Source organism: Pontibacter ramchanderi, assembly GCF_002846395.1.
Classification (GTDB): domain Bacteria; phylum Bacteroidota; class Bacteroidia; order Cytophagales; family Hymenobacteraceae; genus Pontibacter; species Pontibacter ramchanderi.
This window is the reverse complement of sequence record NZ_PJMU01000002.1, coordinates 694,634-712,114: the sequence shown is the minus strand read 5'-3', so window position 1 is coordinate 712,114 and position 17,481 is coordinate 694,634. Positions and strand designations below refer to the sequence as shown.

At 53.1% G+C, this 17,481-nt stretch carries 21 protein-coding genes; 12 read left to right on the top strand and 9 right to left on the bottom strand.

Features of this window, described 5'->3' with window-relative positions:
* Positions 1 to 59: 59 nt before the first annotated feature.
* A complete protein-coding gene (locus BD749_RS10080) occupies positions 60 to 626 on the bottom strand; it encodes a hypothetical protein (protein ID WP_101444228.1) in 567 nt (188 codons plus the stop codon).
* 165 nt (positions 627 to 791) lie between these two features.
* Between BD749_RS10080 and BD749_RS10075 the strand changes: the two genes are divergently transcribed.
* Entirely contained in the window at positions 792 to 1,595 is an 804-nt protein-coding gene (locus BD749_RS10075; RefSeq protein WP_317046352.1) for an alpha/beta fold hydrolase, read from the top strand.
* A 17-nt stretch (positions 1,596 to 1,612) separates the two neighbouring features.
* Here the strand turns inward: BD749_RS10075 and BD749_RS10070 are convergent, their stop codons facing one another.
* From BD749_RS10070 to BD749_RS10050, 5 genes are all read right to left on the bottom strand, one after another.
* Positions 1,613 to 2,686: a J domain-containing protein gene (locus tag BD749_RS10070; protein ID WP_101444226.1), complete on the bottom strand. Its 1,074-nt coding sequence runs from the start codon at positions 2,684 to 2,686 to the stop codon at positions 1,613 to 1,615.
* Between the two features lie 69 nt (positions 2,687 to 2,755).
* Positions 2,756 to 3,385: a hypothetical protein gene (locus BD749_RS10065; RefSeq protein ID WP_101444225.1), complete on the bottom strand. Its 630-nt coding sequence runs from the start codon at positions 3,383 to 3,385 to the stop codon at positions 2,756 to 2,758.
* A 68-nt stretch (positions 3,386 to 3,453) separates the two neighbouring features.
* Positions 3,454 to 5,211, bottom strand: a complete 1,758-nt coding sequence (locus BD749_RS10060) for an ABC transporter ATP-binding protein (RefSeq protein WP_101444224.1) — start codon at positions 5,209 to 5,211, stop codon at positions 3,454 to 3,456.
* A 182-nt stretch (positions 5,212 to 5,393) separates the two neighbouring features.
* The gene (locus tag BD749_RS10055) at positions 5,394 to 5,840 is read right to left on the bottom strand and encodes a PepSY-like domain-containing protein (protein ID WP_101444223.1); all 447 of its coding nucleotides are present in this window, start codon (positions 5,838 to 5,840) and stop codon (positions 5,394 to 5,396) included.
* A gap of 104 nt (positions 5,841 to 5,944) precedes the next feature.
* Positions 5,945 to 7,306 carry a mechanosensitive ion channel family protein gene (locus BD749_RS10050; protein ID WP_180336373.1) on the bottom strand — a complete coding sequence of 454 codons (1,362 nt, stop codon included), beginning with the start codon at positions 7,304 to 7,306 and terminating at the stop codon, positions 5,945 to 5,947.
* 208 nt (positions 7,307 to 7,514) lie between these two features.
* On the opposite strand from BD749_RS10050, the gene BD749_RS10045 reads away from it, so the two are divergent.
* A complete protein-coding gene (locus BD749_RS10045) occupies positions 7,515 to 8,042 on the top strand; it encodes a DUF2911 domain-containing protein (RefSeq protein ID WP_101444222.1) in 528 nt (175 codons plus the stop codon).
* 96 nt (positions 8,043 to 8,138) lie between these two features.
* On the opposite strand, the gene BD749_RS10040 is transcribed toward BD749_RS10045, so the two are convergent.
* Positions 8,139 to 9,080, bottom strand: a complete 942-nt coding sequence (locus tag BD749_RS10040) for a glutamate--tRNA ligase family protein (protein WP_245868998.1) — start codon at positions 9,078 to 9,080, stop codon at positions 8,139 to 8,141.
* 154 nt (positions 9,081 to 9,234) lie between these two features.
* Here BD749_RS10040 and BD749_RS10035 point away from each other — a divergent pair, with 154 nt between their 5' ends.
* The 10 genes from BD749_RS10035 (at position 9,235) to BD749_RS09990 (ending at position 15,987) form a co-directional block, all read left to right on the top strand.
* Entirely contained in the window at positions 9,235 to 9,756 is a 522-nt protein-coding gene (locus tag BD749_RS10035) for an adenine nucleotide alpha hydrolase family protein (RefSeq protein ID WP_101444221.1), read from the top strand.
* Between the two features lie 72 nt (positions 9,757 to 9,828).
* Positions 9,829 to 10,551: a YqjF family protein gene (locus BD749_RS10030; RefSeq protein ID WP_101444220.1), complete on the top strand. Its 723-nt coding sequence runs from the start codon at positions 9,829 to 9,831 to the stop codon at positions 10,549 to 10,551.
* A gap of 92 nt (positions 10,552 to 10,643) precedes the next feature.
* On the top strand, positions 10,644 to 11,207 hold the full coding sequence (locus BD749_RS10025; RefSeq protein WP_245868995.1) for a Crp/Fnr family transcriptional regulator: 564 nt from the start codon (positions 10,644 to 10,646) through the stop codon (positions 11,205 to 11,207).
* 82 nt (positions 11,208 to 11,289) lie between these two features.
* Entirely contained in the window at positions 11,290 to 11,712 is a 423-nt protein-coding gene (yiaA, locus tag BD749_RS10020; RefSeq protein WP_101444219.1) for an inner membrane protein YiaA, read from the top strand.
* 53 nt (positions 11,713 to 11,765) lie between these two features.
* Positions 11,766 to 12,725: a DUF2157 domain-containing protein gene (locus BD749_RS10015; protein ID WP_101444218.1), complete on the top strand. Its 960-nt coding sequence runs from the start codon at positions 11,766 to 11,768 to the stop codon at positions 12,723 to 12,725.
* Complete coding sequence (locus tag BD749_RS10010; protein ID WP_101444217.1) at positions 12,715 to 13,791, top strand: DUF4401 domain-containing protein; 1,077 nt, start codon at positions 12,715 to 12,717, stop codon at positions 13,789 to 13,791. Before BD749_RS10015 ends, BD749_RS10010 begins: the two co-directional genes overlap by 11 nt.
* On the top strand, positions 13,781 to 14,296 hold the full coding sequence (locus BD749_RS10005) for a GDYXXLXY domain-containing protein (RefSeq protein WP_101444216.1): 516 nt from the start codon (positions 13,781 to 13,783) through the stop codon (positions 14,294 to 14,296). Before BD749_RS10010 ends, BD749_RS10005 begins: the two co-directional genes overlap by 11 nt.
* A 140-nt stretch (positions 14,297 to 14,436) precedes the next feature.
* Entirely contained in the window at positions 14,437 to 14,880 is a 444-nt protein-coding gene (locus tag BD749_RS10000; protein WP_101444215.1) for a hypothetical protein, read from the top strand.
* A 59-nt stretch (positions 14,881 to 14,939) separates the two neighbouring features.
* Positions 14,940 to 15,371: a DUF4174 domain-containing protein gene (locus BD749_RS09995; protein WP_101444214.1), complete on the top strand. Its 432-nt coding sequence runs from the start codon at positions 14,940 to 14,942 to the stop codon at positions 15,369 to 15,371.
* Positions 15,372 to 15,381: 10 nt separating this feature from the next.
* A complete protein-coding gene (locus BD749_RS09990; protein WP_101444213.1) occupies positions 15,382 to 15,987 on the top strand; it encodes a hypothetical protein in 606 nt (201 codons plus the stop codon).
* A gap of 45 nt (positions 15,988 to 16,032) precedes the next feature.
* On the opposite strand, the gene BD749_RS09985 is transcribed toward BD749_RS09990, so the two are convergent.
* Both BD749_RS09985 and BD749_RS09980 read right to left on the bottom strand, forming a co-directional pair.
* Positions 16,033 to 16,581, bottom strand: a complete 549-nt coding sequence (locus tag BD749_RS09985) for a lipocalin family protein (protein WP_101444212.1) — start codon at positions 16,579 to 16,581, stop codon at positions 16,033 to 16,035.
* 13 nt (positions 16,582 to 16,594) lie between these two features.
* On the bottom strand, positions 16,595 to 17,026 hold the full coding sequence (locus BD749_RS09980) for a GNAT family N-acetyltransferase (protein WP_101444211.1): 432 nt from the start codon (positions 17,024 to 17,026) through the stop codon (positions 16,595 to 16,597).
* Positions 17,027 to 17,481 lie beyond the last annotated feature (455 nt).

Genomic DNA, 17,481 nt, shown 5'->3' with positions numbered 1-17,481 from the left:
CGTCTTATCAGAACTGGGAGAGCGGGGAGAAGGTTGCAGGGGAGCGGAACTGTTTTATGCTACCAGTGTCTTAAATCTAAGTCTGTGAACAAGGCAGTGAAATAACCCATGATCCACAAATGAATGGGTAGCAGTAGTAGATTCATAACAGCTGCATTTAAGAGCTGCTCCCTATTGTGCCGCATGGCTACTCCGAAGATTGCAATCAGGCCGAAACTGATTGGGAGAAAGCAGAGGGTGCCAAAAATGCCTGCATTTTGAATTAACTCTTTCTCCTCGCCAAATCTTTTGACATAACCTGTCTTCACTATACGAAATAGATAAGTGGTGACGAGTTTAACTGAATCGGCTTCTGTGGGGTTAAACCCCTGAATTTTGTTGTAGGGGTAATAAAAGTTCTCTGTGATTAGAGTCACGTTATCAAGCTGGCTTGTACTTGATTCCCCTGTGAACCGAGAGCGAGTCGTAACATATACTGCTTCTCTAGCCAATATCTTTTCGTTTCGAATCACCTTAGGCAATAAGAAGACGTCCAGACCAACTAAAAAAGTTAATAGTAAGCAGAAAGCATTAAACCATCTGCAAATCTTGATAACAATAGGCGGAAGTGAATTCGCGTAAGCCATGCAGTGACAAGATAGGAAAAGGTATAGCACAGCGCCAAGCCTGGAGCAAATTTATCAGTGACGCTAATCTTTTGATTTTATTGGGTTTAATCATATTTTAAATTCGTATAAGTATATTAATGTCTTTTCGTTAATCTATTAAGAGTAGAACAGGGAAGTAGATTATTGGAAATAGCAATGGATGTGCTGAAACGAAATAACATCAATATGTTCGGAAAAGGTGAACAGGCGCTTATGTTCGGTCATGGCTTTGGATGCGATCAGAACATGTGGCGCTTTGTCACACCTGCTTTTCAGCAGCAGTATAAGATCGTGCTGTTCGACCACGTGGGGGCTGGCAACTCTGACCTCAAGGCGTATGATACCAACAAGTATGGCAGCCTCCAGGGCTATGCTTCCGACATACTGGAGATGTGCGTAGAGTTGGACTTGGAGGATGTGATCTTTGTCGGGCATTCCGTAAGCGCCATGATGGGAGTGCTCAGTGCCATCAGAGAACCGGCCTTGTTCAGCAAACTGATTCTGATTGGCCCTTCACCTTGTTACATCAACGATGAAAACTATGTCGGCGGATTTGACCGGGCCGACGTGCTGTCGATGCTGGCCTACATGGAGCACGACTACCCGCTCTGGGCCGATACCTTCGCTCCCCTGATCATGGGGAACCCGGATAAGCCATCGCTGGGGGAGGAGCTGGCGCAGAGCTTCTGCAACACGGACCCTGACATTGCCCGGCATTTTGCGCAGGTCACGTTTCTATCCGACAACCGCCAGGACCTGCCCAAGCTGGAGACCAAGACCCTGATCATGCAGTGCGCGGAGGATATTATCGCCCCAACCGAAGTCGGTAACTACGTGCACCACGCGATCCGCAACTCCACCCTGGTGCAAATGGAGGCTACTGGGCACTGCCCTAACCTGAGCGCTCCCCTGGAGACCATTGCCGTGATAGAGGCCTACTTGAACTGAGTCGCGCTGCGCTATACCTACTTCAATAGTACCTTGATCTGCACCGGGTCCTGGAGCACGCGCAGGTTGTGCTTGAGCTGCTCCAGTTCGTAGGTCAGGCTTTCCTTTGCCTGCTTAAACTTCTGGTTCATCTGCTTTTGGGAGCCGCAGAAGCGGTCGTAAAAAGTAGCGTTGGGGCCAAAAATGAAACCGTTGAGTTCAGTCTGCAACTCGCCAAGTTGATCATCCAAAAGTTTGATGTAGTAGGCGAGTTGTTCGTCGGGTAGTTTGTCGAGGGCCTGGCCTTGTTCCTGCATAAACTCCATCTGCAGGCGCAGCAGCTCGAAAAAGTCGTCGTGGTGGTAGGCTTGTGTGACGCGCTTCATGGCCTCTTCTTTCCAGGCGCGCTTGGTTTCGTCCTGTTCTTTGTCGGGGTGCAGCTGCTTGGCGAGGTCGGTGTACACGCGGCGGCTGGCCTTGCTGATGTTGCTGAGCTCGGCCTTCGCTTTTGCCTCTTTTTCCTGCTGTGCTTTGGTCTTGCGGCCTTTCTGACGGTTTTGCCGGGCACGTTCCCGCTCTTCCTCTTCGCGGTCCAACTGGGCCTGCAGGCGCTCAAATTCATCGAGCTCATCCCAGTTGTCAGGTAGAGCGTCCTCCTCTTCAGCTATACCTGTTTCTGTAGCATCTTCATCTTCCGTCAGGTATAGCGCGCGTTCAGCGTAGGGCACTTCGGCATAGCGGTCGTGCAGGGCGATGAGGTCTTCGCGCTCGTAGTCCCGGATGAGGTCAAGCGCCATGCTGACGATCAGTTGCGCAAGCTTCTCTTTCTCCCGAAAACTGAACAGCGGCAGGGCAAAAGCCGCGTCCAGCAGCTTGACCAGGGCCACGCGCTGTGCCACCTGCTGCATGATGATGGGGCGCAGTTCTTTTTCGATGCTTTTCTGGGCCAGGTCCATGCTGTCGCGGCGTGTGGTTAGTTCCTGCTTCAGCTGCTCTATCTGGGCTACTTTTCTGTTGAACTCCTGCTGCAGCTGGCTCAGCCTGCGGTGGTCCGGCGAAGTGATCTGGGGCGTGAGTGATGGAACAGGTTTGTCAGATTTGGAAGAAGGCATAAGCAGTGAGCAGGTATAGGAATAGGTATAGCGCCGGCAATTTACGGATAAGCCGACGCTATACCTACCTTACTGTTGCGCGTCGAAAGGGATGAAGCGGTTGTTCTGCAGCAGGTATAGCGTGGTGCGGTTGCCATCGAGCACGGACACGCCGTCCATTTTCAGGTTAGTGAACTGCTGCTTGCGTGGGTTGCGCACCAGCGAGTCCTGTGGGGCGAGCTTGAGTTGCAGGTTGCTATACCTACGGTCGTTGAGCTGCTGTGCAGGGTAGGCGGCTACTTTCATTTCACGGACCTGCGGTGTGCCGTAATCCAGGAAAGCGAGGATGTGGATGGAGTCGTTTTGCAGTACCTGCACGGCATAGTCTGGGGTGCGGTTGCCGTTGAGGTTGCCGCGCAGGTATACCGGGTTGTCGACCTGCTGGGTGCGGTTGGACATGGCCTGGTCGGTGAGCACGGCTACTTTGGCTTGCGGCTGGCGCTGCTGCAACAGGGTGGTGAGCGTGTCGGGTAGCGGATGCAGGATAGCACCTTCGTCCGTGGCGCGGGCTACGCTGTCAATCGAGGCTTTGGTGTCGGAGTCTATCTGGCTTTCAATCAGGTCATCGTCCGCGGTCCGGTTGTAGTTGCCGTCGGCAGAGTCGGAGCCGCAGGAGGCCAGGGCCAAGAGCCCGGCCATGGCAAGTAGGTATCTTTTCATTGGTATAAAATTCAGGTTAAATAAGTTGTTTTGCATACCGTGCTGTCTGGCAGAAGGTTGCAGGGCGCCTACCGGATCAGCTCCACCTTGCGCTCGCCGATCTGCTGACGCCACATGGCGTAGTAGAGGCCTTTTTGCTCCACGAGTTCGGCATGGGTGCCCTGCTCCACGATTTTGCCTTTTTCGAGCACATAAATGGTGTCGGCGTGCATGATGGTGCTGAGGCGGTGAGCGATGAGGATGGTGATCTGCTCGCGCAGGGCCGATATTTCCTTCACAGTGGCGGTGATCTCCTCTTCGGTAAGCGAGTCGAGGGCCGAGGTGGCTTCGTCGAAAATGAGGAGGCGCGGGTTGCGGATGAGGGCGCGGGCAATGGATAGTCGCTGTTTCTCGCCACCGCTCATTTTCAGACCACCCTCCCCGATCTGGGTATGGATGCCTTTTTCGGAACGGGCGAGCAGTCCGGTGGCAGAGGCCTTTTGCATGGCTGCGATCACCTCTTCGTCCGTCGCGTCCGGCTTCACATACTGCAGGTTCTCCTTGATAGTGCCCGAAAACAGATTGGTTTCCTGCGTCACAAAACCCAGCTGCCGCCGCGCCTCGTTCAGCCAGATTTCCTTCACAGGGGTGCCGTTGTAGTAGATCTCGCCACTAGCCGGCAGGTATAGCCCGACCAGCAATTTCACCAGCGTAGATTTTCCGGAGCCCGACGGCCCCACAAACGCAATGGTATCGCCGGTATTGGCCTCAAAAGAGATGCCGTCCACAGAGTTTTGCGGAGCGCCTTTGTGCCGGAACACCACATTTTCGAAACGCAGCTGCTGCAGCGGCCCGACGTTTATCGCCGACTCCGGCCGGGTCTCGACAGGCTTGTTCATCAGCTCGTCGAAATTGTGGAGCGAGGCCTCGGCTTCACGATAGGTAAGGATGATGGTGCCCATGTCCTGCAGCGGCCCAAAGATGCTCACCGAAATAAACTGCATTGAGATTAGTTCGCCGGTACTGAGCACATCCCGGAAGATGAGCCAGAGCAAGGTGAACAAAATGGACTGTTTGAGCAGGTTGAGCGCCGTGCCCTGCAGAAACGAAAGCGTGCGCACCCGTTTTACTTTGGCCATCTCCAATGCAAAGATCCGCTCGGTATGCTCGCGCAGGCGACGAATTTCGGGGTAGGTCAGGCCGAGGCTTTTGACCAGCTCAATATTGCGCAGCGACTCCGTAATCACTCCTGACATCTTGTTCGTGGCCCGGTTGATGGATCGCTGCATGGTCTTGATCTTGGCGCTGAGCAAACTGGTAAGTCCGCCTAGCACCACCATCCCGATGATGAAAATAGGTACCAGTGCCCAGTGCTTGGTGATGGCATACCAGACCAAAAAGCCAACGCCGACCAAAGACGAAAACAGGATGTTGATGAACGAGTTGATGAAGCGTTCCGTGTCGCGGCGCACCCGCTGCAGGATGGAAAGCGTTTCGCCGCTGTTCTGGTCGGCGTATTCCTGGTACGAGAGGCGGAGGGTTTGCTTGAGGCCGTCGTTGAAGATCTGCACTCCGAATTTCTGCACTACCAGGTTGGTGAAATACTCCTGAAAAGCCTTTGCCAACCGCGAGAGCAGCGCCACCACCACAGCCAGTAACATCAGCCAGAGCGCTCCCTTTACGCGTTCCTCGCTCGACATAGTAAATGGCGGCGTAGCGTAATTGTCGATAATCTTGCCGAAGATGATCGGGTCGACGAGGGCCAGTACCTGGCTGGTGCCGGCCAGCAGAAGCGAGAGAATCACGAGCCCGCGGTGGGGCTGCAGGTAGTTCCAGAGTACGCGCATAAAAAACTGGTTGAGTTAGCGTTTCTTCGTACGCAGGTATAGCGCGTCAGTATACGGCCTGCTCTGTTTCGTTCTGGGGCAGTACCCAGCCCAGCGTCAGGTATAGTCTTTAGGTGCAGGTATAAAAAATGCCCGAAGCGGGGCTCCGGGCATTTGAATTCAGGTAGGTATAAGAAAGGTGCTTAGTCCCAATAGGCGGGCTCTGTCACCTCTTTTCCATCCTTCGACAGCACCACTTTTTTGTCTTTGCCCTTCTGGTCGAGCTCTAACTGGTAATATGTATTGCCGTCTTTCTCTACCTGCTCTATGTCGTCCACACGCATGCCTTTGTAGTTCTGGCTGATGGCGGTTTTTATAGCCTGCGGCAGGTCTTTCTCCATCAGATCGTGTCTGGTCATCAGGACTTTGCCCGACGGGTCGATCATCACGGCGTGGTCAATGCGGTCCACATCAAAGTCGGCCTCGTAGTTTTCGCCATGCTTCTCCCACTCCAGATCGGTAGCGTTGGCATATTTTTGCGTCAAAGCGCTCTTCACGGCTTCCGGTACATCCTTCTCGGCCACATCCTGGGCCTGCACTGCCATAACTGAACCGATAACGAAGGTAAATCCAACTAATATCTTTTTCATTACTCCTGATTTTTAAGTTTAAAAAATGTTGTAATGCAAATGAACGATGCAATTCTGAAGCAAATTTGAACTTCGGAGCTGATTGATATTAAAATGATTAAGACTTATGCTGTGCCGGCGGCTGGAGGACTGGCTTGTGTGGGAGTGCCATCCGGGTTAATGAATTGCACCTGCTGGCGTGGGTATACGGGTATGATTTTATTTATATATTCGGGTTTGTTCAGCTCCATGGTGATGCGCAGGGTGAGTTCACTTTTCCATTTGCGCCGCTCGCGTGCGCCTACCAGGTAGCGGACGGTGATGTTGGTCCACGACTCGTCCATGGAAATGAACACCTGGGGCCTGTCCGGTACAGTATCGTCCAGGCCGGCTTGCTGCAGCAGCTGGGAGTATAAGTCGGCGGGTGTCCTCATGTAGTCGCCCAGGAGCTCCAGCGCAATGTTTTCGATCACCTGCATGGCAAGGGGCATATCCGATTCATTGGCCACACCCACATCCAGTTCGTCCCACACGTAGGGGAAATCGCCGGTCAGGTTGATGACAGTGCCCGTGAGCACCTCGTTGTTGGGAAAAGTAACCATACGCCCAGTGGGCTGCTCGGCCCGCACAAAGCCGGGCTGGTAGGGAGCCCCGATCTCCCAAACGGTAGTGGTGAGGAAGTCGATGCGGTAGACATCTCCGAACACCTCGCCCACCCGGATGCGGTCGCCGACGCGGTAGTAGCCTTGGTATGAGTTCATGAGCCAGCCCGTGAAGCTCTCGATAGGTGTCTGCAGCGACCACGACAGGGCCAGGCCGATCAGGCCGAAGGAGCCCACCAGCGCCCGGATGTCGCCGGCCACCACGCTCAGCGCCACGCCAATGGCCAGCAGCCAAACGGCAATGGAAACCAGCGAGATGATGGCGCTGGCACTTTGCCACTTGCCGATAGAGCGACGCAGAATAGCCCGCAGCACACGCACCAGTAGCCAGGCCAGAACAAGGGTGACAAGCGCGATCACGATCTTGGGTAAGTTGAAGATGAAGCTTTCCCAAAGGCCCTGCAGTGCCCCGATCGCCTCTTCTGCCGCCTCTTTGGTAGAGCCGTTCTTTTCAACCACCACCTCAGCTGCAGCGGTGTCGCCTGGCACTAGGTCCTGCACGGCCACCTCTTCTACCACAGCCACGGTGTCGGGGTAATTGTCCTGGGCCAAACCTGCTTCGGAGGGAGCGAACATGATCAGCATCAGGCCTGTAATGGCCACGGCCAGAATGGAGGCCTGCCGGAAATTGCGAAGCCGATTCTGGGCTCCTTTCACAGCTGAGCCGCGTGTGCGCTTTCTGTTTCGGAATTTGGTGCGAAGTTTTCTGCGTGTGGCACCAGCGGTATAGCGCTGCGGCTGACCAGTAGGTTGTGCGCCGTCACCGGGTATAGAAATGCGTGGATTTCGCTTGGAAGTTCTTCTGTTTTGATTGTAAGCAGGCATAGGTGGCGCGGCTTTCTCTTTCTGTAGCTTTTCCTTCTATACGCAACAAAAGCCAGGGTGCTGCAGAAGGTGGCTTGCGCACCTCGAAATACGCTGCTTTACCCGCACAATCCGGAGGAGCCACTATTCGTTAGCTAAATGGCCCGTTATGAAGTAGTAAAGGATTAGCCAATTGCTTATCTTTCAGTCAAAACCAAAATAAAACACTATGAAAAACCTGAAATTCATGAATGTGCTCGCCATGCTGCTGGTTGGCATACTGGTATCATCCACCGCCTGGGCACAGGATGCCAAGCCAAAAGCAAGTCCACCGGCCACGGCCACGGGCAAGATCGGCAGTGCCACTGTTACCATCAACTACGGCAGCCCGTCTGTGAAGGGCCGCACCATTTGGGGGGAACTGGTGCCGTACGGCAAGGTATGGCGCTCGGGTGCCAACGAGGCCACGACCATCACCACCGACAAAGCCTTGATGGTAGAAGGCAAAGCTTTGCCGGCCGGCACCTACAGCTTTTATACTATACCGGGCGAAGACGAGTGGACGGTGATCTTCAACAAGACCGCCAAGCAGTGGGGCACGCAGTACGACGAGAAGCAGGACGCGCTGCGCGTAAAAGCCAAGCCGCGCAAGGCAGCCTCCATGAGCGAGCAACTGAAGTATGACGTGACCAAAGACGGCATTGTGCTGCGCTGGGAAAACCTGGAAGTGCCGGTAAAAGTACAGGCAGCCAAGTAAGGACAAGTAAGGGACTACGTAAGTTGAGAAGCCCTGCTGTGGTTTCAGGTATAGCCTGGAAAGCAGCAGGGCTTTTTTGTGCCCGCCTGCCAGCGGCTATACCTGCGCGATGTGCCGTGGCAGGTCCTGGAGCTCGAAGCGCTGCAGGAAGCTTTGGGCATCGGCTATACCTGCGCTTTGCCAGCCGAGCAGCTCCGTCAGTTTTTGCCAGAGTTGTGACGGGGTGAATCCTGCCTTGCGCATCTCGGTAAGCGAGAGCGAGTCGTGCGATTTGGAGAGTTTGTTGCCCTCGGCGGTGATGAGTGGGTGGTGCACGAAAGCTGCCTCGGTGAAGGCCGTAGCCCCCGTGTGCTGCGCCAGGAAAAGCTGCGCCGCCGTAGAGAGCATCAGGTCCTCGCCCCGCACGATCAGGTTCACGCCCATGGCCAGGTCATCTACAATAGAGGCGATCTGGTAGGCAGGTATAGCATCTTTGCGCCGCACCACAAAGTCGGGCATTTCGAGGGACAGTGCCACGGTGCAGGTGCCCAGCAATTGGTCTTCGAAGCTGATGGTGGTGCCCTCCGGTATACGCACGCGCCAGGCGGCATTGGGTGTGTCGAGCGGCAGCTGTTCGTCGCGGCAGGTGAGCGGGTAGAGCCCCTGCGGCGACAGGGCGTTTATCTGGCTGCGGGAGCAGGGACAGGCGTATACCATGCCTTGCTGCACCAGTTTATCCAATAGCTGTTGATAGGAGGGGAGTCTTAAAAGTTGTGAATAATTCTCCTGAAAATCCTGTGGGTTGCGCGGTCCTTCGTCGTAGTCGAGGCCCATGAAGTCGAGCGTGTCGAAGATATCCTGCAGGTACTCGGGACGGAAGCGGGCATTGTCGAGATCGTCGATGCGGAGGGCTACGATGCCTTGCTGCTTGCGGGCCAGCGCCCAGGTAATGGCAAACGACAGCGCATTGCCCAGGTGCAGAAAGCCGCTGGGGGTTGGGGCGATGCGGGTTTTTATTTGCTGCGTTGTTTGCACGGGTATAGCGCTGGGTTTATGCACAGTCAAAGGTATAGGGGCCTGACTCTAATGTCAAATTGGTGGTACTTGAAATGTAGGATGATCCGATGGATAAGTTACGGAATTTCGCTATGTTTGATAATATGCAGAAAAGCGTATGTTTACGCTTTTGAGATAGTTGTACGTCATCTAAATCATGAAAAGAGACCAGTTTGAAATAAGGTTAGGGAGAATCAAATGGCTTGATGACGATTTTGAAAAATTAGACATTTGCGCTCATGGATATGTATTTGTCAGAATCGGTGACGAGATTGTTTCAGACAGTGGTACAGAATGGTGTGTAAGCGCCGCAGCTCTGCACCTACTACGCACACTAGAATCTAATCATACTAAAGAGAAGCCTGTAGGAGAACAACTCATACCTTGCTGTGGACACTTCCTCGTAGCAGATACTGACAACGATGATGTTTTTGTAGGGTGCTGTCCAAGCGGAATTGATTGGGAAGTTAGACACGCAAACAATCAAGTGAAATTAACAACAGAATCAGGTGCAGAAGCTATAGTTTCCTATGACTTATACAAAGAGACAGTCTACACTTTTGCAGACAAGGTAGAAGCCTTTTATCTCATCAGCCAACCAAAGGAAATAGAAGATGAATTTGATAGGAAAGGCTATGAAAAGTTTTGGAGTGAGTGGCATAGACGAAGAAATAAATAAGACATCGTACAACACGAGCTTTACGGTAGCTGCACCACCGCAAAGCCTAAGCCGTACGCTACAAAAACCATAATGGGAATTAGAGAGATACTGCAGCAAACCGAACACAGACCTTGGGTGCTTCCGACGGGCAATTGGAGGTACTACCAGGAATGGAATAATGCTGTATTTCTGCACTGGCAGGTTGACCTTAACGAACTAAGGCAGTTCGTCCCTGACGACCTGGTCATCGACCTGTTGGAGGGCAAGGCTTGGGTATCGTTGGTGGCTTTCACGATGGAAAAGATACGGCCAAGAAACCTGCCTGCTTTCTCCCCTGTATCGGACTTTCACGAAATCAATATTAGGACATACGTGAAGTATAAAGGCAAAGCGGGTGTCTACTTCCTGAGCATTGAAGGCGGCGCGAAACTATCTTGCCAAATCGCCAAAACCTTATCAGCGCTACCTTACCGCTTCTCAAAAATCAAAAGGACATACAATCACTATTATGCTGAAAATAGCCTTTTCAAAGACAGGCTTGAGCTAAATTACAAGATTGGGCCACCACTTACGGAGAAAACCCAGTTGGACAAATGGCTAACCGAAAGATATGCGCTGTTTCAGGATACAGAAACCTCCATAAATGAATTCGAGATTCACCATGTTGAGTGGCCGACATATGAAGTAGCATTGGAGCACATCAACGTCAATTACCCCAGATTTGGCAAGCTACTGAGCGGCACACCAGATCTGAGCCATTATTCAACAGGGGTTAAGGTGATTGCCTGGGACAAAAAGAGGTATGAAAAATAAGCTTCAGTGCGTGGAAAAGCGCCTTAGATAAGCCAGATAAATCCATTCCCTCTTCAATATATAAACCTAAACACTGCTCAAATCACCCCAACATGAACGCCCTACACCATTGCATCTCCCAGTACTACCCTATTTCTTTACCTGCGTGGGAGGCGCTTTCCAAGGCCCTGACGCGGGTGGAGGTTCCCAAAAGCTCCTTTCTGGTAAAAGAAGGAACGGTGTGCAACAAGCTGTACTTCCTGGAGCAAGGTTGTTTGCGCGGATACTATAACCTGGATGGGAAAGAAGTGACGTATTGGTTTGGCTTCGAGCATAATTTCATTACCTCGTTTTACAGCTTCATTTCCCGGAAGCCAGGTATTGAAAATATACAGGTGCTGGAGGACTCTACCTTGTGGGGGATCAGCGCGGAAGTCTTACACCAGTTGTTCGACCAGCACCACGACCTGGAGCGCCTGGTGCGGATTATCAACGAGCAGTACTACATCCGGCTGGAAGAGCGGTTGATGGCCATGCAGTTCAAGACGGCCCGTGAGCGCTATGAACAACTGCTGGAAAGCTCACCGCATATTCTACAGCGGATCCCGCTCGGGCAAATTGCTTCCTACCTGGGCATCAGCCAGGAAACGCTGAGCAGGATCCGGAGCCAGGTTTAAGAGGTTTCCTTTTTTGACAATTGTCAAAAGAAAACGTTTGGGGCTGCTATACCTTTGATTCATCACTTAACGAAAAACGAACATGAATCAGAAACCATCCAACGCATTTGTAGCAGCCTCCTGGGCTACTTTACTCATAGGTATAACCGCTTACCTTATCGGACTGTGGAACGCCGACATGATGCTGAACGAAAAGGGCTATTATTTTGCCATCCTGATGTTCGGTCTGTTCTCCGCCATCTCACTCCAAAAAAGCGTGCGCGACCAGTTGGAAGGTATTCCGGTTACCAACATTTATTACGGGCTTAGCTGGTTTTCTACTTTGCTGGCAATCGTGCTGCTGACCGTGGGGCTCTGGAATGCCGATCTGCTGCTAAGCGAAAAAGGCTTCTACGGCATGTCGTTTTTGCTGAGCCTTTTCGCGGCTATTGCGGTGCAGAAAAACACCCGTGATAGCCTGGCAAGACAAATGCCTGAGAAGCAGGAAGTGGAGCAGTATTATTAATAATCACTTTACACTACCCATTTTAAAATGACAACACCTGTTCAAACGATCCCATGAAACTCTCCCGCGACATCATTTACAGCATTACCCGGCACAGCAACTGGCGCGAGGCAGGTATAGCCGATTGGCTCCGCAAAGGGCAGGTATATACTGGTCCGCAGGACTGGGTAAAATTCATCCGGCTGTTCCTGCTCGCGCTCGGAGGCAGCTTTCTCATCTCGGGCATCATCTTCTTCTTCGCCTACAACTGGGCCGACATGCACAAGTTCGTGAAGCTGGGCCTGATCGAGCTGCTGATACTGGCGGTGACCTTTGGGGCAGTGTTTACCAAACTCAGTAGTACCGTGAAGAACGTGCTACTCACGGCCAGCACTATGCTGATGGGTGTGCTTTTTGCCGTGTTTGGGCAAATCTATCAGACGGGTGCCAATGCCTACGACTTCTTTCTGGGCTGGACGATGTGCGTGGTGCTGTGGGTGGTTGTGGCCAGGTTTCAGCCGCTGTGGTTCATCTTTCTGGTGCTGCTCAACACCACGTTTGTGCTCTATACCCAGCAGGTTGCTACCCATTGGAGTTTTGCAGTGGTGCTGGATGTGCTTTTTATCCTCAACGCAACAGCAGTGATGGTATGGGAAGTGCTGGCTGCAAAAGCTCGTGTCGGTATACAGCACCGCTGGTTTCCGAGGCTCGTGGGGTTGGCTGCGATCACATTTATCACCTGCAGCATGATCTCCTCACTGTTTGCAGGTATACGAGAGGACTTTGGGCTAGCTTACCTGCTCGGCGCGGCCATGTATGGGGCAGGTATAGCCTACGGCCTGAAGGTGCATGACATCTTTTACCTCACGGCGTTGCCCTTTAGTGCCATAGCCGTTGTAACAGCCATCTTGGTTCGAATTGGTGAGAACGTGCCTGAAATTATGCTCTTGCTGGCCACGCTCTTTGTGGTGGGCAGTATCACCTTGCTTGTGCAGTACCTGGGGAAACTTAACCGTCAGTGGCATGGCCGATAAAGAGACACTTCGACTAAACGCCCTGCTGCAGCAAATAGCGCAGGAGCAACCCGACTTCCGTTACGACGAGCTGGCGATAGCGGCAGAAATAGACCACTCCTCCTCGCTGCTCAAGCGCTGGCCGGTGAAGCTGCTCACTATACTGGGCGGTTTGCTGGCCATGTCTACGCTGCTTGGCTTTTTATTCGCGGCCGGACTTTACAACTCAGGTATAGGCATGCTACTTTTCGGAGCCGGTTTCCTGGTAGGGGCGGAGGCGCTGATCCGTGTCGAGAAAACGTTTACGGCTGAGGCCATTGGCGTGTCGCTCAACATTGCCGGCTACGTACTACTGGCGATCGGTACCGGAATCATGTCCGAAAACATGACAGCCGTGGCATCGGTCTTAGGTATAGCTGCGCTGCTGGTGCTGCTTTTCTCGGAGAGCGCGATCTGTGTGTTCCTTTCGGTGCTGGTGCTCAACGGTAGTCTGCTGAGCCTGATCTTCATCCACAAGGTATACAACCTGTCGCATGTGCTGGTGGTGTTGCTGGCAGGTATGGTGGCGTTCATGAGCTTATACGAAGCGAGGCTGCTCGCCCTGTCGCGGCGCTTTGCACTGGTTTTCGGTCCGGTCCGCATCGGGCTCATTTTCTCCCTGATCTTTACGCTGGTGCTGTTTGTGCACCAGAAACTGCTCTCCACCCACATTTCATATTTCTGGGTATCGGGTTTGTTTCTGATTGGCTGCCTGCTGCTGTTGCTACACCGGGTGCTGCGCGAAAGTGGGCTGACAGATAAAATGACACTGGCTATTTTCTATACCTGTTGCGGACTGGTGTTGCTGCCTACAGTGCTGGCGCCTTCGGTACCGGGTGCGTTGCTGGTGGTGTTATCCAGTTTCTATATCGGCCACAGAACAGGCCTGTGGGTCGGGCTGCTGGCGCTGGCCTATTTTCTGGTGCTCTATTACTACGACCTCAACATGACACTCCTGGCTAAATCCGGGGTGCTGATGCTCACGGGCGCTCTGTTTCTAGGTGGCCTATACCTGTTAAACCGTTATCTGCGAAATCATGAAACGTAACATCAAATCTATTGTCGTGCTGGTGAACTTGGTAGCGGTGTTGGCCTTTTTCAACTTGACGGTGGTAGAGAAGGAAGAGCTGCTGAAGGACGGTCAACTGGTGCTGCTGAGCCTTGCCCCAGTAGACCCGCGCTCGCTCATGCAGGGCGACTACATGGTGCTCAGCTACGCCATCAGCCAGACGCGGGAACTGGAAAAGCTCCCCAACCGGGGCTACGCCGTGGTGCAGCTCGACTCACAGAATGTGGCGCAGCTGGTGCGCTACCAACCCGAAAAAGAGCCGCTACACGAAGGGGAAATCCTGATCAGGTATAGCAAAGGCGGGTGGTCGCTGAACCTGGGGGCGGAGTCTTACTTTTTTGAGGAAGGCCAGGCGAAAACCTTTGAACAAGCTGCTTACGGCGGGCTGAAAGTGGATGGCGAAGGGAACAGTGTGCTGGTAGGCCTTTATGATGAAAACAGGGCCCTGATAGTGCCAAAGCGGCAGTCGACATCTCAGAAATAAACCTTACCTTGAGGACCAAAACATGATACCCGGACCCTAGGCCTTCTCCGCTGCAGAGCGGAATGGGAGGGCAGTAATTGCAGCCGGTCGTGTAGGGCCTGCTGTGGGACAAAATTGAGCTCACCGAAGTGAAATGAGACATGCACATTGAGAAGAAGTTTGCTGCAGGTATAGCCCGTGGGCTTGCTTACTATGCGGGAGGCACGGCACTGGTATGGCTTACCTACCTGCTTTTTGGCTGGGAGTACGCCCACGCGCCGGCCGCCTACCACCTGGTAGCCTTGCTGGTGCTGGTCATAGGCGCCGTGCTACTCATCAGGCGCCTGATCACTGTTTTCGCCTCACCAACCGACAGGTACAACAAAGGAGCGCTGCTGGTGCACGTAATGGCAGTGGTTGGGTTCATTCTGTTCTTCAAGCTTATTATTCTGAACGGCGCCCTCAAACGGGACACCGGCGATCCGATCGCATCCGAGGCCCTCACACATCACCAAAAAGCGCCGCCCCTGTACCCTGCAGGCAAGCAACCGGATACTACGCGCCACCAGGCGACTACCCCTGCGTACTCTAACACCCCAAACTAGCTACCTGCCGGCATAACTCCTGTTTCGCCCTGCTTGTTATACCTGCGTATGACAAAGAGATGGGAAAGCTATTTTTAAATATTACGGTGCTCTGCTGCCTGTGCAGCATACCCTTTGCCACACAGGCACAAAACAAAAGAGAGATGGATCTGGAAATCTACAAATGGGAGAAGCGCCTTTTGCTGCTCTTCGCGCCCGCCATGGAGAATACTGTGTTGGTTAGTCAGCAGGAGATGATTCGCAAAAGCCAGTCAGGTATAGCTGAGCGGCAGCTTGAGGTGCTGGAGCTGGTGCCGGGCGGCAACGCGGCCAACATGCGGGAAAACCTGCTCAGGAAGTTTGGGGTAGAGGCAGGGAGCTATACCTTGCTGCTGCTCGGGAAAGATGGCCTGGAGAAATACCGGAGCCAAAAAGCCGTGCCCCTGGAGGAGGTCTTCAAAATAATCGACCAGATGCCGATGCGCCGCCGGGAAATGCGTAAACAAGACTAAAACACCTGTCATGACCTTCGAGCAGCCTCCTTTACGACACGAAAGACGATCCTTGGTAGCTGATGTGCGCTATCAGCTGATCTCGTTTATCCGCTCGTTTACGCTGCTGCTATACATTGCCATGGGCATGGCCATGGTAGGTGTTGCCATGAAATTCCTTGGCCTGACGGGAGGCAGTTTTGTGTTTGTGTTTGCCATGGCCGTGCTTATGCTGCTGTTTTTGGTGCAGGTGGGCTTGTCGTTTTTCTACATCGTGTCTAACGTATGGCTGGCGCTGCTGGGTGCGTTCAGCAGTTTTTCGCTGGTTTCGGGCTTGCTGGCGCTTATTTTCCGGTACCAGAACTGGTATGGCTGGCAAGTGCTATTTTATGCAGTGGTGCCGCTGTACCTGCTGGCTGGCGTGTTGCTCTTTCTATACCTGAAGCGCTTCCAGAAACTGCACGAGCCGCTGCACAAGTTCTTCTACCGCAACCTTGTGTTCCCTTTTGTGTTTGTGCTGCTGCTGGGCGTCGTGTCGTTCGTGTTCAGTGCCGACCGTTTCAACCAGGAAGACGACCCCGTGCTGCAGCGCTCTCCCATACCTGCCGATGCGGCCGCCGACACCACTGGTTTGTGACGGGCTTATTAGATTTCCTCTCAGGTATAGAGATTGAAAGGGACGCTACTCAGCGCACTGTTGATCTGTCCTATGCAACTGTTCTACCGGGAAGCCCTTCTCCCTGGCCGACTCCTCCAGCCTGGCATAAGTGGCTTCGTCGAGGGTAGGAGTGCGGGACAGGAACCAGAGGCTTTCGCGGTCGGGGGCGCCCACCATCACGTAGCGGTAATCCGGGTCAAGTTCCAGAATCCAATAGTCGCCTTTGAAAGGCCAGAAGAACTGCACCTTAAGCCGGCTGTTGTTGCTGCCCTCCACCGGGAAGGCCTTTGCTGTGGCATCGCTTACCTTGCCTTTTTTCAGACAGGAGTTGTAGACCTCCACATAGCCTTTTTCTGCATTGAGCCTATATTTGGCCGTGGTGCAGCTACAGCCTCTGGTAAAGCGCTGCGGAATGGAAGCGATCTCGTACCACTTGCCCATGTAGCGTTCCAGGTCCACGTTTGGCACTGTTTCGAGCGGTGCGTTTGTACTACTGCAACTACTGATGATAGCCGCGCCAACCACAACGGCACCGGCGGCCAGGAAAAGTTTCTTCTTATTGTCGAAAGCCATTTTTGCAACGTGCTTACAGTTGCTTGGCCATTTTGTAGTGCTGAATAGAGCCAAACAACAGGTATGTTTTTTCTACTACCTCATACCCATTGCGGCGGTAAAAGTTTACGGCATTCTCGCGTGCCTGCAAGGTCATGAAAGTAGCGCCGAGCTGCCGGGCACGGTCTTCGAGGTAGCTGATCAACTGGTCGCCGAGGCGCTGGCCCTGCTTGTCGCCCCGCACGCCCATAAAGCGCAACTGCCCTTCCTCTGGTGTGTTCAGGTGCAGCCGGCAAACGCCCACCGCCTCGTTGTTGTCGTCTACCAGCATAGCATGAATCGCCTGTTCGTCGTCGTCTGCCCGTTCGCTGCCCTCTGGCTGGTCCCAGGGCTTGCGCAGGGTGTAGTAGCGGAGTTGGTAGTATTGTTTGTATTGCTCGGGGGTAGCGGGTTCTATGACTTTCATTTACTTATATGATTTTGCGATGCAAGTTTACTATAAAATGTGGTGTGGTGGGTATAGTGGGTTTCTATTGTGAAATGCATTTATTTTCTATGCGGTAGAGCATCTTATGAAGCGATCGTCCTCGCTCGTGACTGCTCTCGCTAGGTATAGCGAGTCGTGTGGCTATACCTATACCTGGAGTAGCTGCTGCTTGTCTGAATCTTGACTTATCCTGTTTTATAGCTTGCCCTGGCCGAGCGGGCCCTACTTTTTGTCTTGACACAAATCGAGGGCCCCTACCCCCAAAGTAGGCAAAAAAGTCAAGATTCCCCAAATCGAGGGGCCCTACCCCCACTCGCTGAACTCTCAAACAGTGGGTAATCATTTAAGTGCACCTGGTTAGTGCTATTTGCTTCGTAGTGTAAGGGGCAAGTTAGCCTTGCTGTACCTGCCAGGGGTATGTGTGGGTTAGAACT

Coding starts and splice junctions, on each gene's coding strand:
- BD749_RS10070 (WP_101444226.1), bottom strand. CDS start 2,686: ATGCCTTCTTCCAAATCTGACAAACCTGTTCCATCACTCACGCCCCAG.
- BD749_RS10035 (WP_101444221.1), top strand. CDS start 9,235: ATGAAAAGAGACCAGTTTGAAATAAGGTTAGGGAGAATCAAATGGCTT.
- BD749_RS10060 (WP_101444224.1), bottom strand. CDS start 5,211: ATGCGCGTACTCTGGAACTACCTGCAGCCCCACCGCGGGCTCGTGATT.
- BD749_RS10015 (WP_101444218.1), top strand. CDS start 11,766: ATGAAACTCTCCCGCGACATCATTTACAGCATTACCCGGCACAGCAAC.
- BD749_RS09985 (WP_101444212.1), bottom strand. CDS start 16,581: ATGGCTTTCGACAATAAGAAGAAACTTTTCCTGGCCGCCGGTGCCGTT.
- BD749_RS10010 (WP_101444217.1), top strand. CDS start 12,715: ATGGCCGATAAAGAGACACTTCGACTAAACGCCCTGCTGCAGCAAATA.
- BD749_RS10065 (WP_101444225.1), bottom strand. CDS start 3,385: ATGAAAAGATACCTACTTGCCATGGCCGGGCTCTTGGCCCTGGCCTCC.
- BD749_RS09990 (WP_101444213.1), top strand. CDS start 15,382: ATGACCTTCGAGCAGCCTCCTTTACGACACGAAAGACGATCCTTGGTA.
- BD749_RS10080 (WP_101444228.1), bottom strand. CDS start 626: ATGGCTTACGCGAATTCACTTCCGCCTATTGTTATCAAGATTTGCAGA.
- BD749_RS10025 (WP_245868995.1), top strand. CDS start 10,644: ATGAACGCCCTACACCATTGCATCTCCCAGTACTACCCTATTTCTTTA.
- BD749_RS09980 (WP_101444211.1), bottom strand. CDS start 17,026: ATGAAAGTCATAGAACCCGCTACCCCCGAGCAATACAAACAATACTAC.
- BD749_RS10055 (WP_101444223.1), bottom strand. CDS start 5,840: ATGAAAAAGATATTAGTTGGATTTACCTTCGTTATCGGTTCAGTTATG.
- yiaA (WP_101444219.1), top strand. CDS start 11,290: ATGAATCAGAAACCATCCAACGCATTTGTAGCAGCCTCCTGGGCTACT.
- BD749_RS10030 (WP_101444220.1), top strand. CDS start 9,829: ATGGGAATTAGAGAGATACTGCAGCAAACCGAACACAGACCTTGGGTG.
- BD749_RS10005 (WP_101444216.1), top strand. CDS start 13,781: ATGAAACGTAACATCAAATCTATTGTCGTGCTGGTGAACTTGGTAGCG.
- BD749_RS10045 (WP_101444222.1), top strand. CDS start 7,515: ATGAAAAACCTGAAATTCATGAATGTGCTCGCCATGCTGCTGGTTGGC.
- BD749_RS10000 (WP_101444215.1), top strand. CDS start 14,437: ATGCACATTGAGAAGAAGTTTGCTGCAGGTATAGCCCGTGGGCTTGCT.
- BD749_RS10050 (WP_180336373.1), bottom strand. CDS start 7,306: ATGCCTGCTTACAATCAAAACAGAAGAACTTCCAAGCGAAATCCACGC.
- BD749_RS09995 (WP_101444214.1), top strand. CDS start 14,940: ATGGGAAAGCTATTTTTAAATATTACGGTGCTCTGCTGCCTGTGCAGC.